Annotated in this window: 14 protein-coding genes and 1 pseudogene; 6 read left to right on the top strand and 9 right to left on the bottom strand. The window is 61.9% G+C overall.

Translation table 11 applies throughout. The annotated features are described in order from the left end of the window. On the top strand, positions 1-1,121 hold a 1,121-nt coding region (locus IQ35_RS18595; protein WP_145075648.1), incomplete at its 5' end, for an IS110 family RNA-guided transposase. Between the two features lie 653 nt (positions 1,122-1,774). Here the strand turns inward: IQ35_RS18595 and IQ35_RS18590 are convergent. The 5 genes from IQ35_RS18590 to IQ35_RS18570 all read right to left on the bottom strand — a co-directional run bounded on the left by IQ35_RS18590 (position 1,775) and on the right by IQ35_RS18570 (position 7,884). After that, positions 1,775-3,163, bottom strand: coding sequence for a phosphotransferase (locus tag IQ35_RS18590; protein WP_081659828.1), 1,389 nt, complete (start codon positions 3,161-3,163; stop codon positions 1,775-1,777). A 246-nt stretch (positions 3,164-3,409) separates the two neighbouring features. Then, positions 3,410-5,617 carry a CoA transferase gene (locus IQ35_RS18585; RefSeq protein ID WP_158636706.1) on the bottom strand — a complete coding sequence of 736 codons (2,208 nt, stop codon included), beginning with the start codon at positions 5,615-5,617 and terminating at the stop codon, positions 3,410-3,412. A gap of 10 nt (positions 5,618-5,627) precedes the next feature. Then, on the bottom strand, positions 5,628-6,068 hold the full coding sequence (locus tag IQ35_RS18580; RefSeq protein ID WP_021246803.1) for a Zn-ribbon domain-containing OB-fold protein: 441 nt from the start codon (positions 6,066-6,068) through the stop codon (positions 5,628-5,630). Further along, positions 6,068-7,285, bottom strand: a complete 1,218-nt coding sequence (locus IQ35_RS18575) for a thiolase C-terminal domain-containing protein (RefSeq protein ID WP_021246804.1) — start codon at positions 7,283-7,285, stop codon at positions 6,068-6,070. The genes IQ35_RS18580 and IQ35_RS18575 overlap by 1 nt, the downstream gene beginning before the upstream one ends. 17 nt (positions 7,286-7,302) lie before the next feature. Beyond that, positions 7,303-7,884: a FadR/GntR family transcriptional regulator gene (locus tag IQ35_RS18570; protein ID WP_242003400.1), complete on the bottom strand. Its 582-nt coding sequence runs from the start codon at positions 7,882-7,884 to the stop codon at positions 7,303-7,305. A 261-nt stretch (positions 7,885-8,145) separates the two neighbouring features. Between IQ35_RS18570 and IQ35_RS18565 the strand changes: the two genes are divergently transcribed. Next, positions 8,146-9,261: an amidohydrolase family protein gene (locus IQ35_RS18565; RefSeq protein WP_145075638.1), complete on the top strand. Its 1,116-nt coding sequence runs from the start codon at positions 8,146-8,148 to the stop codon at positions 9,259-9,261. 127 nt (positions 9,262-9,388) lie between these two features. Here the strand turns inward: IQ35_RS18565 and IQ35_RS18560 are convergent, their stop codons facing one another. Together IQ35_RS18560 and IQ35_RS18555 are read right to left on the bottom strand one after the other, a co-directional pair. Continuing rightward, positions 9,389-10,177, bottom strand: a complete 789-nt coding sequence (locus IQ35_RS18560; protein ID WP_021246807.1) for an SDR family oxidoreductase — start codon at positions 10,175-10,177, stop codon at positions 9,389-9,391. 25 nt (positions 10,178-10,202) lie between these two features. Then, positions 10,203-11,690 (bottom strand): aldehyde dehydrogenase family protein, encoded by a 1,488-nt coding sequence (locus IQ35_RS18555; RefSeq protein WP_145075635.1) that lies wholly within the window; start codon positions 11,688-11,690, stop codon positions 10,203-10,205. Positions 11,691-11,871: 181 nt separating this feature from the next. Between IQ35_RS18555 and IQ35_RS18550 the strand changes: the two genes are divergently transcribed. Continuing rightward, positions 11,872-12,432 (top strand): TetR/AcrR family transcriptional regulator, encoded by a 561-nt coding sequence (locus IQ35_RS18550; RefSeq protein WP_145075632.1) that lies wholly within the window; start codon positions 11,872-11,874, stop codon positions 12,430-12,432. 57 nt (positions 12,433-12,489) lie between these two features. On the opposite strand, the gene IQ35_RS18545 is transcribed toward IQ35_RS18550, so the two are convergent. Beyond that, a complete protein-coding gene (locus IQ35_RS18545) occupies positions 12,490-12,939 on the bottom strand; it encodes an Rrf2 family transcriptional regulator (protein ID WP_051187246.1) in 450 nt (149 codons plus the stop codon). A gap of 108 nt (positions 12,940-13,047) precedes the next feature. Here IQ35_RS18545 and IQ35_RS18540 point away from each other — a divergent pair. The 3 genes and pseudogenes from IQ35_RS18540 to hmpA form a co-directional block, all read left to right on the top strand. After that, positions 13,048-13,428: pseudogene (locus tag IQ35_RS18540) on the top strand (group III truncated hemoglobin); the annotation flags it as partial. A gap of 66 nt (positions 13,429-13,494) precedes the next feature. Beyond that, positions 13,495-13,737 (top strand): TehB family protein, encoded by a 243-nt coding sequence (locus tag IQ35_RS18535; RefSeq protein WP_145075660.1) that lies wholly within the window; start codon positions 13,495-13,497, stop codon positions 13,735-13,737. A gap of 51 nt (positions 13,738-13,788) precedes the next feature. Beyond that, on the top strand, positions 13,789-15,000 hold the full coding sequence (hmpA, locus tag IQ35_RS18530; RefSeq protein WP_145075629.1) for an NO-inducible flavohemoprotein: 1,212 nt from the start codon (positions 13,789-13,791) through the stop codon (positions 14,998-15,000). A 24-nt stretch (positions 15,001-15,024) separates the two neighbouring features. On the opposite strand, the gene IQ35_RS18525 is transcribed toward hmpA, so the two are convergent. Beyond that, on the bottom strand, positions 15,025-15,378 hold the full coding sequence (locus tag IQ35_RS18525) for a DUF488 domain-containing protein (RefSeq protein ID WP_145075627.1): 354 nt from the start codon (positions 15,376-15,378) through the stop codon (positions 15,025-15,027). Between the last annotated feature and the right edge of the window lie 14 nt (positions 15,379-15,392).

Here is a 15,392-nt window from a genome sequence, read left to right as displayed (position 1 = left end):
ATCGAGCGGAGGCCGATCCTTCGGCGGCGCGCTTTTGGGTTGGCCTGGATGTCGGCTACAAGAATACGGCGGTCTGCGTTCTCGATTGTGACGGCGCGATTGTTCACCAGGTCTCGATGAAGAGCAGCGCCACCGAGATCGGACGTTATCTGCGCAAGAACTTCAAATCGCATGTGACGCTGATCGGCATTGAGAGCGGCGGGCTGACGCCGCATCTGACGACCAAGCTGCGTGCGCAGGGCTTCCAGGTTGTAGTGCTCGATGCGCGCCAGGTGCATCGCGTGTTGTCGGTCAAGCGGAACAAGACCGACACGAACGACGCACGCGGCATCGCCGAGATCACGCGGACGGGCCGGGAATATCTGACCGAGGTCTATGTCAAATCGAACCTGTGCTTCGAGATCAGGGCCTATCTCACCATGCGCGACCGCCTCGTAAAACAGCGACGCGAGACCGAGGCGATGATCCGCGGCCTGGTGCGGGTCTACGGCGGACGGATCGAGGGTGGGACCGAAACCGCGGCGAGCTATCGCAGCCGCGCCATCGACCAGATGTGCCTCATCGCCGACACTGAAGGCGTCGATCTGCGACCACGGGTCCTGCCGCTGCTCGATCTGTGCGAAGGCTTCTACGTCGAGGCCAACCGCATCGAGCGCGAGCTGGAACTGCTGGCCGCGTCGAACCCGGTCTGCAGGCGGTTCATGGAGATCCCCGGCGTCGGCACGATCACCGCCGTATCGTTCTACAGCGCGATCGAGGACCCGACGCGCTTCCGGCATGTCGACGATGTGGCCGCCTATCTGGGCCTGACCCCGCGCGTCTACCAGTCGGGCGAGAGCCTGACGCATGGCGGCATCAGCAAGATGGGCAACCAGCTCACCCGCACGCATCTGGTCGGCGCCGCGACCGTCATGCTGTCGAACACCCGGTCGTTCAGCACGCTCAAGGACTGGGGCCTCAAGCTCAGCAAGCGGATCGGCTTCAACAAGGCGAAGGTCGCGCTGGCACGGAAGCTGGCGATCATCATGTTCAGTCTGTGGCGTGACGGCACCCACTTCATGGCCAAGGCGGCCGACGTGCCGGCGCACCGGGCGCTGATGCAGAGCCGGCTGCCGGCCTGAGCGCGCAGGTTCACACCAGGTTCGCTCGCACAATGGCGGCGAAACAGTCCTCCCGGGAGGCGGAGGGATCGGAGACTTCGGGTCTAAAGGTGAGGTGGTGACAACCTCGTGACGCTTGTTGAAGCTCCACCCTTTGCTAGTGAATGCCCATACTGCGGCAGGCGATCGGCCCAACGGCCACGACAAACGCCCGACCGCGAAGAGACTGTTGCACTCCGGGATGGATGATGTGGACTTGCAATGATCGACGGAGAAGAAGATCATGACGTAGCAATATAAAGTCTGGATACCCTCTACCGTGGGGGCAGCAGCTAGAGACTTTGGGCCGGGTGGCCTTGGACATAGCATCCGCCACCCGGTCGATAAGCTCGACCGGCTCGATCATCAGGAAGTTTTCTAAGCCTCCACCCACGTCTCCGCAGGCCCTCGCACCGTAGCGCGAAAAGTTTAACAAAAGCAATCAAACTATGACTATGCGCGTTCCGGCAGCGCTGCCGGAGGTCCGAACAGCCTCCTTTCGATTAAACATCGGCACGACCGGCCGCACTTTGCCGTTCAGATTGGATTCCACCCGCTCCGCAATGCCTGACGCATCCGCAGTTCCTTTTCCGCGGTATTTCCCGCGTCCATCGCATTCATCGTCAGGCCCAATTCTATCTATGCTCACCCCATGCCCGGCCGTCGAAGCGCTGGATGGGGTGGTGGCGCGCCATGGCCGAGCCGACCGGCCCATTGAGCGACTGCGCCCGTTGCAGCTTGCGGTTGAACAGATCGATCAGTTCGCGGTCGTGCCTGCCCTCATCCCGCAGCACGAAATCCTCCAGCATCTGCTCGCTTTCCTGCCAGCTTGCGGGGCGCCTGCCGAGCAACGCCTCGACATCGTCGAAGGTCGCCTCCTCCATGGCGCGGCCGACCTGGTCCCAGCGCTGGAGGTGACGCGCGAGGCGGAAAAGGATGCGGATCTGATGCTGGGCGAAGCTGTTGCCCGCATCGATGCGAGTCAGGCTGCCCACCATATGCTCGAAGGGGGCGGCAACCTGCGTCGCCACAGGCTCGGGCATCTCCACTTGCGGAAGGTCGACGTCGAGATATTCCGCGATGGCCTCCAGCGCGAAACGATTGGTCTCGTTCACCCATTGCAGGTTGGTCATATAATCCGACTCCGGGGTCGGATCGGCCAGCGCCGTGTGGAAGGACAGCGCATTCGACAAAGTGAAGAACAGATGGTGCCACTTGATCGCGTCAAGGTCGATCGGCGTGCCCGCAAATTCCTCGTAAATGGCGTAGAGTTCGCTGATGTCGCCATAATGCAGCACGGTATCGCGCATACGGAAGGCGGCAAGGTCCATCATCGGATCGCCGACATGGCCCAGCTCGACATCGATCATCGCGACCAGCCTGCCGTCCTTCTGGTGGAACTGGCCCGAATCCCAGGTCACGACAGCCTCACGATCATGGGCCTTCAAGGGATTGCGACGCCACCAGGCCAGCACCCATTCGAGGAACGGGTCGGGCCGCTTCTTGGTGCCGCGATAGATGACCTGCTCGAACCGTTCGGCGCCCACGACATGGGATTGCGACGAATCCGCGGCATGGACCACGCCCGCATCCTTGAACGGCTGCACCGGAACCCTGTGCAGGTCGGCCAGCAGCTTCATATACTCGGTCATCACGGCCCGGCGCTGGTCCTCGGTCGCGCCGTCAAAGCCGGGAATGCCGTCCACCCAATCCATGACATAGCAACGCGGATCGTCGATCCAGCCATAGACGCGGGGGACGTTGATCCCATGCTCGTGCATCAGCTTCTGGACGAGCATCTCATGCTCCAGCGGAAAGACGCAGGGCACGTCGGTACGATCACCCCGCACGCAGAGCCGGAGCGTCCTGCCGTCCTTCTCCACATCCGCGAAATAGATGGGCCGCCAGCGCGACTGGCGTTCCATCGACAGCACCTTGCCGCCGACATTCGCCTCGATCCATGCCGTCACGTTGGGAATGCCGGCATCCGACAGCAGATTTTCGGGAACGGCCAGACTCGCCATCACACTCTCCATTTCATTTATGCAGGTTCAACAATCTGCTCTCAAATTGCGGCACGAAGGCCGTAAAACACAAACAAAAAGGTCTTCCGCGCGGGGGCAGAATAGGCGGCAGACCCGTCACTTGCTAACCGACCCGCCCCTCGGTCAGTTGCCGAAGCGAGAGCGCATAGCACGTCGATCTCACCCGAACGATCAGTTCGCCTGAACCGCGAAACCGTAACTGGAACGTGCGCGCCGCAAAATTGCTCAACCTATGATTTTCTTCGTCCTGAATTCTGCGATTTCCGTCGCGCTGAATCCCAGTTCCAGCATGATTTCGTCGCTATGCTGGCCAATATCAGGACAAGCACGGCTTATTTCGATCGGAATGTCGCCCATATCCCAGAAGATGCCGGGCTGCTCGACAATCCCGTAAGTCGGCTGCTCCACGGCGCTGACGAGACCTGATCTCCGTGACAGCGGATCGTCGAAGAAACGGTTCATGGCATTATCACAGAATACCGCATCGCACGGCACGCCCGCAGCCTCAAACGCGGCCAGCAGATCGGCGGCCGGCCATGCTTCCGCCGCTTTGACGAATCCGGCATCATCCGTGCCCAGTATCGTCCGCATGGCTTCGCGTTCGGCTTCTCTGTGGGCGGCAACCGCGACCCATTCGCCGCCTTTTGTTTCGAATATGCGATGATATGGCGAAAAGCCGGTCTGATCGCTTGTCAGATGATGGGTTTCCGTCAGCGTTCCATCCGCTTTAAGCAGCAATTCCCCCTGGATCAACGTGATGATCCCAAGCATGGAACTGTGCAGCACCCGGCCGGCCAGGCCCGCCCGCTTCATATAGAGGAGCGCCATCGCGGCCACAAAACAACTGTGGGCGGTCAGCATGTCCATAGGGCCCGGACGCAGCGTTATCGGGCGATTGCCTTTGCCCGCGCTTTCGAACTCCAGTCCCGCAAGCGCGGAAAAAATAGTGTCATAACCGGGCCAGTTGGCGCGATTGCCTCGTTGCCCGTAAGCGCTGACATAAGCGAAGCCGACATCGGGATTGAGCCGCCGCAGATTTTCCTCACCAAGGCCAAGCTTGTCTGCACCCTTGAAGCGCATATTGTGGTGGACGACCTCAGCCCAGGCGATAAGCCTTTCGAGAATCGGCTGCGCCTCCGGCTTCGTCAAATCCACCGCAAGCGACCGCTTGGACCGGCCCGCGGCCTGGAAGAAATGATGCATATGGCGCAGGCGGTCGCCCGACAGCGGCTCAACCTTGATGACGTCAGCACCCAGATCACCCATCAGAGACGGACCCAGCGGGCCGGCGAGGAACATCCCGAAGTCGACCACGCATGCGCCATCGAGCGGATGGCCCGGTTCGGCGCCGGGGGCCTGTCCGATCGATTCGGACCGCGGCGTCCAGTCGCGCTCGCCGCCCTCCCCTAGCCGCGGCGCCGGCCTTCCCTGCGGCAATGGGACATCCGCATGATAGGGCGTGTTGGGTTGCCAGGCCCGACCGAAATGAGGATCGTCCACCTCAATCACATAGCCGTTTGCCCTGGCATCGTCATGCCTCAGAACTTCGCCAAGCGGCGCGGCGGGTTCGCAGGCGACATCATGTTCGCGGAGCTGTGCCAGCCAGGTGTCGACCGTTTCCCGCGCGAAAGCCTGCTCGAGTCCTTCGGGCGTGCCGATGTCGATTCCGTCTGACAGGGCATTCCATATGCCCGGCAACATGCAGTAATCGAAGCGCTGCGTCGGGTCGAGTATCTGAAGCCAGCCGTCCTTGCAGAGATGGAGCTGGAACCGAGGAGCGCGCGGGCTTCCGTCATAGATTTTCGGGTTGGGCATCGGCCCTTTGGAATTGCGCACCCATACCATGGGAAGCGCCGACAGCAGGCCTTGCAGGATCGAGGTATGCGCGGCCCCGCCCCTGCCCGTTTGCAGGCGCATGACAAGCCGGGTCAATATTCCCCCGGCGGCAAGATGCGCCGCCGACCAGTGACCGGCAGGATAGCGCCAGACGACAGGGCCGCCACGATATCCGTCATTCTCATACATGGCGCCGAGCCGCGCCGACACGAGCATTTCATCGTCCGACCGCTCGGCATCGGGATGATTGCGCGGCGACCCCGTTATCCCGCATATGACAAGGCGCGGAAACCCCTTGGCGAGCGTCTCATCGTCAAGTCCAAGCGCCCGCGCCCGCATGGGGGTGAACTGGTGCAGCAGAACGTCTGCCCCGGCGAGCCGTTCCAGGAGCGCTTCCAGCCCCGCCCGGTTGTCGAGTTGCAGTTCCAGGCTGCGCTTGCCCCGATTCCAGTTGGCGAAGCGTGCAGAACCGCGCGCGGGATCGCCGCCCGGCCGCTCTATCTTGAGGACATCCGTTCCCAATTCACCCAGCAGAAGGCCGCACACCTGCACGGCCATCCCTTCACCGATTTCGACGATCCGCAGATCACTGAGCATGGAATGCCCCTTATACCTTGCGGAAGTTGGGCAGGATCCAACCTTCATTGATCGGCGTCCATTCAACCGAAACCTTCATCCCGATCTCCACGTCATCGGCATCGCAGCCGGTCACGTTGGAGATGAGGCGGGCACCCGGCGCGCCGTCGAGGTCGACGACCACCGGAACATAGACATAGGGCTCGCCAGTGACCGGATTTCGGTTGCAGATCGCAAAACTGAACACCGTTCCGGTGCCGGGAAGCGTGGGCCATGCCTTCCTGAAGCTCGAACATTCCGGGCAGACGGGCGTCGGCGGCATCCGGAAATGTCCGCAGTCGGCGCACTGACATGCGGTCAGGCGTTGTTCCCTGGCCGCTTCCCAGAAGGGTTCGGTATCGGCACTGGCGGTGATGTGGAGTTGGTCGCCCGGCAGCAGCTTGGCCGGGCCGTATTTGATCGCTTCACTCATCAGGCGCTCCTCAGGATCAGGCTGGATACGGGCAGCGAGGCAGGACCGCCGGTAGCAAGGGCGAACTCGCAGTCCTTGACCTGGCTGATCGCGTTGCCGCGCACCTGCTCGACGGCTTCGACCACGTGCGTCATGCCGATGATATAGGCTTCGTTGAGATTGCCGCCGTGGGTGTTGACCGGGGTTCCGCCGTTCACGCCCTTGCCGGTGGCGGCGTCGTAGCGCAGCTTGCCGGAGAGCACATAGTCATTGCCCTCGCCCCGCTCGCAAAAACCGTAATCCTCAAGCTGCATCAGGACCATCGGCGTGAAATGGTCATAGAGCAGCGCGACGTCGATGTCCTTGGCAGTCAGGCCCGACTGATCCCACACGCGGTTCGCGGTGAATTCGTGACCGGAACTCGCGAAATAGGGGTCTGGCATCCCGTACCAGGTGAAGGCGCGGCCCCATTCGCGCCGACCGCCATGGGCGGCCGCGTGGACATAGGCGGGCTTCTGACGGCAATCCTTCGCCCGGTCGCTGGTCGTCGTGATCACCGCGACCGCGCCGTCCGTTTCAAGGCAGAAGTCGAGCCGGCGCAGCGGATCGGCCAGCATCGGCGACGCGTCATATTCCTCCTTGGTCAGCGCCTTCTTGCGAACCGCCTTGGGACGGTTCCAGGTGTTGGCGCGGGTCGCCATGGCAACCTCTCCAAAAGCATCCTGCGTCGTGCCGTAAAGGTGCATGTGGCGCCGGGCGAGAACGCTCATCAGATGGCCCGGACCGACAAGGCCGCTCGGTTGCAGGAAGCTGTTTTCCGGGTCGGTGCTCATCTTGCCGAACACCGTGCCGAGCCGAGCACCGGGGAGCTGCTGCAAGGTCATCAGCGAGACGCAATAGGTGCAGTCCTCGTTCATCAGGCCGGCCGTGGCGAGGCCGATGGAACCGACGGACCCTCCGCCCCCCGACGTGAGCGTCGCCGAATAGGAAATATGCGGCATACCCAGCATTTCCATGAAGGTGCCGCTATCCAGCTTGCCCGTATATCCGGCACCAGCGCCCGAATAATAAGCAAAGCCGTCTATCTGCTTGATGGAAATCCCCGCATCCTCGCACGCCTTCAATATGGCCTCGCAAGCCATGTCGTAGACGGTACGCGGGTAGCTCTGGCCACGCACATAATAGTCCGTGGCGCCTATGCCCACGATTGCGGTTTTATCCTGATTTGCCCAGGCCATCGCCTTTCCTTCTCATCTTAAGTTTCCAATTGATTGATGGGACCGAACTGCGACGCATCCGCCCCACCGATCCATTCGCCGATGACGGCGAGCCGACGACGCATCATGAACCGGGCAAGCTCGCTGTCGCGCTTGAGCACGGCCTGCCCGATGGCATCGAAATGCTCCCGCGCCACGGCCTGCTGTTCCTCATTGGCGTAGAGGTAGATGCCCTGCTCGTCCCTGCCGAAGGAATAGGACATCGCAACGATCACCTCGATCACCGGGTTGCCGCTCATCACGGCCAAATGGCCGACAAATCGGGTGTCGAAATCGATGAGCGCACGCGGCGCGATGCACTCCCTCGCTTCAACGAGCATCGCCTTCAATTGCGTGCGCAGGCCCGCGTCATCGCATTGGGCAGCGAAGCCCGCAGCCTCTTCCGATATAGCTCCGGTTACGGCGAGTTCGCGAAGAGTCACGCCGCGCAGACGCAAGTAACGGTTGATCGCGCGGATGGAGTCGTTGACGTTCGGCCGCGCTGCATAGAAACCGCCGCGAATGCCGCGGCGCACGCTGATCATGCGTTCGCTTTCGGCAATTTTCGCGGCCTGCTTCAAAGTCGGACGACTGACGCCCAATTTGGCGATCAGGTCATCCTCGGCGCCCAGATAGGCGCCCTCCTCACGTTGAAGACTAAGCGCAGAAAGCTCCCGCACGACACGCGCCACGAGCGTTCCGCCTCTTGCCTGTGCCGCCATCCCGCTCCCTATCAGCTATATCTTATACCGATATTTATGATCATATCGGCATCAATATTGTATAAACTGCCTATAACATATATTCAATAGACAACAAAACTGAGTCTGAGGAGAGTCGATTTGAAACCCTATATCTTCAGCGCCGACAGCCATGTGCTAGAACCGAAGGGCCTGTTCGCCGATGGCCTGCCCTCAAATCTCAAGCGCCATGCCATCGTCACCAAGAAGGAAGACGGGTTCCTCATCACGGGCACCGAAGAGAAGGTTATCTACAAGTTGCGCCTGGGCCCGCAGCGCGAGAATCCGATGGGCGACGTCGATCGTCAGGGCCTGCACGATCTTGAAGGCCGCCTCGCCGACATGGAGCTTGAAGGGATCGACGCGGAGGTCTGCTTCCCCACTCTTGGCCTTTGGCTCTATTGTCTCGACAGTCCGGAAGCGGAAGCAGCTTCCGCGCGCCTGTACAACGACTGGAACAGCCAGTTCCTGTCCGCGCACCCCAAGCGTTTCGTGCGCTGCGGCATGTTGCCCGTGCTCGACTTTTCAAGCACGCTGGCCGAAATCGATTATCTCGCCAGCAAGGGTTATCGCGCGGCAATGCTCCCTGCGGTGACGCCCCCCAGCCTGCCCAAATATAATGACGAGCGATGGGATCCGATCTTCGCCAAGGGCGCGGAAAAGGGCATGGTGTTCGTCATGCATACCGGCACGGGACAGGAAAGCGTCGTGGTGGAACGCGGCCCCGGCGCGGCCATCATCAACTATACGCTCCAGTCGATGGAAGCGCAAAATTCGGTCATGTACCTTGTCTCGGGCGGGGTTCTCGACCGCAATCCCGGTGCGAAGGTCGCCTTTATCGAGAGCGGCGCAAGCTGGCTCGTGGCGCTGGCCGAGCGGCTTGACGAGGTTGAGGAAGCCCATGGCAAAATGGTGCGCCCGAAGCTATCGCGCAAGCCCAGCCAGATTATCGACGATCAGGTCTGGGCGAGCTTCCAGCACGACCGCGCCTGCATCCTCGCAGCGGCTGCCGGTCTGCCTGGCGCCAAGAACGTGATGTGGGCATCGGACTATCCCCATGCGGAGGGCACGTTCCCGATCAGCCGCAGGATCGTGGACGATCTGTTCGACGGTTTTACGGTCGGCGAGGAGGTTCGCCGCAATGTCCTGGGCCTGAACGCCGCGCGGCTCTTCGGGGTCGAGCCTGCTGTTCACACGCGTGAAGCCCTCGCCGCCTGAGCCGGGTGCCGTCAGCCATGGCTTCGTCGGACGCGAGAGGAATGAGGTGACAACCGTTCTCGGAGGCCTGATATCGACATGCCCGGCCGTTCGGCCGAAGTCATTACGCCACCGGCAGGCCCATCCTTCAGTATCGCATCACCCAGCCGCCATCGACATTGATAGTCTGTCCTGTCATCCAGCGGCCGGCGTCGGACACGAGCAGAAGGAGCGCGCCGCAGAGCGCGTCCGGGGTATCGCGGCCCTGTATGGGACAGCGGGCGATGATCCCCTGTACCCAGGGCGTATCGTCCGGCGTCATGGAAAGGCCCGCATCCGTCATGGTCATGCCGGGGCCGATGGCGTTGACCCGAATGTTCTGACCGCCAAGCTCGGTCGCCAGCGACGTGGTAACGCCAGCCAGCGCGATCTTCGTCACCCCATACAGGCTCTGGGCCGGGAAGGCGCCCGCCGAGACTTGATTGACGATCGCGCCGCCGCCACGCGCCGCCATGCTCGGCACAACCGCCTGGGCGCAGTTCATCGCGCCCCAGACATTGACTGCAATGAACATGTCGAATTGCGCCTTGTCGGTATTCATCATCCCGCTTTCGCCCATCTCGACCATGAGCGCCGCATTATTAACGAGGATGTCGATGCCGCCGAAGGCATCCGCCGCCGCCGAAGCCATCGCCCTGGCCGATGCCGTATCGGTGATGTCGACCCGCACCGCCAGCGCCTTGCCGCCGGCGGCCGTGATCTCGTCAGCGACTTTCTGTGCGCCTTCTCCGTTGATGTCAGCGACCACGACGCTGGCATTGGCATTGGCGAGAGCCACGGCATAGGCGCGGCCGATGGAATTGCCGCGCCCGCCGGCGCCAGTGACGATCGCCACCTTGCCGGTCAGGTCGAAGCTCTGGTTGGTGAAATCAGGCATGGTCTCTTCTCCCTCTCCCGCGCCCTTACCGGGCAGAGCTTTTGATGGTCACGGTCTTGTAGTGCAGGAATTCGTCGATGCCCGTACGGCCGCCTTCCTTGCCGAAACCGGAAATGCCGACACCGCCGAAGGGGGTGTGCGCGTTGATCTGCGATCCGCCATTCACATAGACGCCGCCCGCGAAGAGGCGCTCGGACATGCTCAGCACGCGTTCGACGTTGCTCGACTGGATATAGGCGGCAAGGCCATATTCGCTGTTGTTGGCGATCGCGACCGCTTCGTCCTCGTCATAGAACTTCGTCACGATGAGCGCGGGACCGAATATTTCGACCTGGCTGATCTCATGATCGGGATCGGCATCGACGATCAAGGTCGGCTCGATGAAGTTGAGGCCCGCCAGCTCTCCGCCGCAGCGGTGTCCGCCGAACAGGAAGTTGGCGGCGCCGTCCTTCCGGGCGCGCTCGAACATTCCCTCGATGCGTTCAGCGGCCGCCGTGTTCATTACCGGACCGACGATAGTGCTCGGGTCCGCCGGATCGCCGACCTTGAGCGTTCCCATCAGAACCTTCACCTTCTCCAGGAAGGCTTCGTAAATGTCGACATGCACCAGCGCACGGGTCGGCAACGCGCAGCCTTGACCGGCGCCGAAGAAGAAGACGCCAAACACCGACAGCGCGGCCGCGGCATCGAGATCACAGTCGGGAAACACAATATTGGCCGATTTGCCGCCCAGTTCCATGACGGTCGGCTTGATCTGCTCGGCGCAGGAATGCAGGATCTTACGCGCGGTGATCGGCCCGCCGGTGAAGCTGATCTTGCGGATCTTCCTGTGGCGGATCATCGCCTCGCCCGCTTCCCCGGTGCCATGGAAGCTCGACAGAACGCCATCGGGAATGCCTGCCTCCTTGCAGAGCCGGGCGAACAGTTCGGGCACATGCGCGTTGAGTTCTGCGGGCTTGCAGATCACGCAATTCCCGGCGGCCAGCGCCGGGACCACCTTCATGGCCAAGGAAATCAGCGGGCCGTTCCAGGTGATGATGATGCCGACGATGCCGATCGGTTGCGGCATGGTGTAGGAAAACTCGCCGCGCGTATCCATCGTGCCGATGAGATCGCCGCCCAGCTTATCGCACCAGCCCGCATAATAGCGCGTCCATTGCAGGGCAAAATCGACCGTGATGTTGCCGGCGACCCTGGTATGTCCATTGTCGAGCTGCGCGGCCAGGACGAAGTCCTCCCGATGCGCTTCGATGAGATCGGCAAGGCGGTTAAGGATGTCGCGGCGTGCCTCGGGCGACGTGCGGCGCCAGCTTTCCTGCACGGCGAGCGCCTTTTCAACCGCTTCGTCGACCTCGGCGGCGCCCGCCAGCGGCACCTGCGCCTGAACCTGCTGCGAATAGGGATTGAGATGGTCGTGCGTGCCGCCTGTGCCGGTTTCGCGCGGCTCGCCACCTATGTGGAGGTGGATTTTCGTGCGCGGGGACGGCGGGGCTTCAGCGTCGATGGTTGCCATTGGTCACATCTCCGGACATGCTTGAAACAGCGGCAAAATGCCGCGCGGAGAGAGGGTTGCCCATGCGGCGCGACGGAGTTGTACTTCGCCGTGCCATGGCATTATGCCCGACTCGGATGGTCGGGCAGTGGTCAGGCTCCTCTCTTGCCCCGATGTAAACAGTTGTTTATTTTGAGTGTCAATGGCCGATATCGAACCTCGCCCGATCAAGGATGCCCAACGGACGCGACAGGCGATCCTGGAAGCCGCGCAAGACGCTTTCTCCGTGCGCGGCTATCGCGATACCGGCGTGCGGGACATCACCGCGCGGGCAGGGGTCAGCATGGCGCTGGTCAACCGCTATTTCGGCTGCAAGGAAAAACTGTTCGAAGAAGCGCTTTCCGACATGCTCGATGCGACGCGGATCATCGACATCCCACGGGACCGATTCGGCGAAGTCATATTGGAACTGCTGCTCAAGGGCGTCGGCCCCCGCTACATCCCCCTGCCCATGATCATGATGGCCAGTGGCGATTCCGGCGCGCGCGCGATCACGGAACGCCTGCTGCGCCAGCAAGTCCACGAACCCCTTGCCCGTTGGTTCGGGCCGCAGGAAGGAAGCGTGCGCGCGACACGGTTCATGATCGTATCGGCCGGGCTAACCGTCTATTGCCGTCTCTATCCGCTCAATACGCTGGTGCCTGAACCCGATCCGGCCATCCGCGCCTGGCTGGTCAGGGAATTTCAGGCGCTGGCGGATTGAATCCCATCGAGGAAAAGGACCGCAGCGGGAACCCATCTCGAAAAGCGCAAGCACCGGTCAGAGCGTCTGCTGCTCAAGCAAGCTGCCTGGCTCCTGTCCCAAAAGGCGGGCCAGATCCCGGCGTTGGCCCATGACATCCGCAAGCGAATACCGGTCCAGCACGGCGAGGAAGGCAAGAATGGCTTCCTTGAGCAATCCGGTGATCCCGCAGGCGGGCGCGATCAGGCAGCTCGCGCAATCGACCAGGTTGAAGCCTTCCTCGGTGTGACGGACGAGCACGCCTATATTGATGTCTTCCGGAGGCTTGCCGAGGCGGATGCCGCCCCTCCGGCCGCGCACGCTTTCGATATATCCCGACCTTGCAAGGTCGTTGACCACCTTCATCAGGTGATTTTGCGAAATGCGGTACGTCCGGGCCACTTCCGCGATCGAGCACAGGCGATCGGGCCGCGCGGCGAGGTAGAGCAGCACACGTATCGCATAGTCGGTAAATAGCGTCAGTCTCATGCCCGTTCCCGATAGCCGCAGTCGGCTCATCGAATAATATGCATTTTTATTGCATCTTTCAAATGACGGATTTAGATGCATTTTAGATACAGGTTTGGAGCATGAGTCGTGGACAGCCTCCCAAGCATAGAGGAAGCGGATCTCGCCCGTCTGGTGGACGCCTTTTACGCTCGCGTCCGGATGGACGTCGAACTCGGTCCGATTTTCAACGACGCCATTCAGGACTGGCCTGAACATCTGGAGAAGCTAGCCGCTTTCTGGTCGTCGGTCATGCTGTCCAGTGGACGTTATAAGGGGCAGCCTCTCCCCGCGCATCTCAAGCACCAGGGCCGGATCACTCCCGCCCTATTCGACCGCTGGCTCAACCTCTGGAAACAGACCACCGAGGAATTGATGGAGCCGGATGCCGCGCTGGCTCTCCAGGCCAAGGCGGCCCGCATCGCCGAGAGCCTGCAACTGGCCCTGTTTTTTCGATTGGACCGACCGGCGGAGACACAAACCGTCCGGACGGCAAACCAGCCCGAAACGCCCGCCCGTCCATACCGCTCCACGCCCCTGTTCGATCAGGACACGCTGCCCGCGGCCCTGCGCGCCCGCCATGACACCAAGGCCGGTGTGTGGGGCATGATCCGGGTGATCGAAGGCAAGCTCAGGCTCACTTATCTCGACCCGCCTTCGGAAGTCACGCTGACCCCGGACAGGCCCGGACTGATCCTGCCGCAACAACCGCATTTCGTAACGCCCGTCGGCGCCATGAAAATGCAGGTGGATTTCTACGACCAGCCCCCCTGCGGCTGACGAACGGAAACGCGACCCCACTTCCATTGCTTCAATAACAGGAGATTTTTGATGCCGGAACCTCTCAGCAGCCAGACTATCGCGCTCGTCAAAGCGACCGTTCCCGCGCTGGAAGCGCATGGTCTGGACATCGTGCATGAGATGTATTCGCGGATGTTCCAGAACCCGGATATCCGCGACCTGTTCAACCAGTCGCATCATGGCGACGCCGGTTCACAGCCCCGCGCGCTGACCGGCGCGATCCTGGCCTATGCGAACAACATCGACAATCTGGGCGCGCTTGCACCTGCCGTGGAGCGGATCGCGCAAAAGCATGTGGGTCTTCAGATATTGCCCGAGCACTATCCCCATGTCGCCCAAGCCTTGCTGGGCGCGATCAAGGCGGTGCTGGGCGATGCCGCCACCGATGAGATCCTCGCAGCCTGGGGCGAAGCTTATTGGTTCCTTGCCAATATCCTTATAGCGCGCGAAAACCGCATCTATACCGAACAGGAGGAGACGGCCGGCGGCTGGAACGGATGGCGGGATTTCCGGATCGAGGAAATCGCCCGCGAAAGCAGCGTCATCAGCTCCTTCGTCCTGCGGCCGGTCGACGGCAATCCGGTGATGGCGCACCGGCCGGGACAATATCTGACCTTCTGGTTCGACATTCCGGGGCATCCTCCGGTCAAGCGCAACTACTCCATCTCTTCCGCGCCCAATGGCGCAACCTACCGGATTTCGGTCAAGTGCGAACCGCATGGGTTGGCGTCAGGCTGGCTTCATCGCGAAGCCAGGACAGGCACCGTCCTGAAAGTCGCCGCGCCCGCAGGCGAGTTCTTCCTCGGCAGCCATGTCGAACGCCCGGTGGTCCTGCTTTCGGGCGGCGTGGGCCTGACGCCGATGGTGGCCATGCTCGAAGCACTGGTGGAAAGCGGCGCCGACGTGCCGGTTCATTATGTTCACGGCACCCATAACCGGGACACGCATGCGATGCGCGGCCATGTCCGCGCGCTCGCGGCCAAGGGCAAGGCCGTCCGGGTGACAGACTTCCATCAGGCGCCGCTTCCGGGCGAAGTCGTTGGGCGGGACTATCATATGGCGGGCATCATCACCGACGACTGGCTGACCGCCAATACGCCCGTCGCCGCCGCCGACTATTATATCTGCGGTCCGCGTCCGTTCCTGCGCCATGCGGTATCGGCCCTGTCGCTGGCAGGCGTTCCCTCCGACCGCATTCATTACGAGTTCTTCGGACCGGCCGACGAATTGCTGGCCGCCTGACGCGAATCGCGGGCGTGGCCTTCGTCACGCCCGCGGTTCCTCCCCTCCGCACCCTGGATATATTCGGCAAGAACCCGCGCCCCGCGCGCCATATAACAGCGTCACGTCTCCGTTTCTCAGCAGTTGACGCAGCATGTCGGTGCATCGGGCGTTGCTGGCGAGTTCATGCCGGTATCGGTCGCGAAATTCGTCAAATCTCCCCGGATCATGACCGAACCATTTCCGCAAGGCGGAAGAAGGCGCGATCTCCTTCAACCACAGATCGAGCGCCGCCGCTTCCTTGCTGATGCCACGCGGCCAGATACGATCGACCAGAACCCGCTGCCCATCCGTCGGCGATGGCGGATCATAGATTCTCTTCAGTTGTATCTTTCCCATTCCTCTCGCCTGAT

This window comes from Sphingobium wenxiniae (assembly GCF_007830065.1).
GTDB classification, from domain to species: domain Bacteria; phylum Pseudomonadota; class Alphaproteobacteria; order Sphingomonadales; family Sphingomonadaceae; genus Sphingobium; species Sphingobium wenxiniae.
This window is presented reverse-complemented; position numbering and strand designations above follow the sequence as displayed.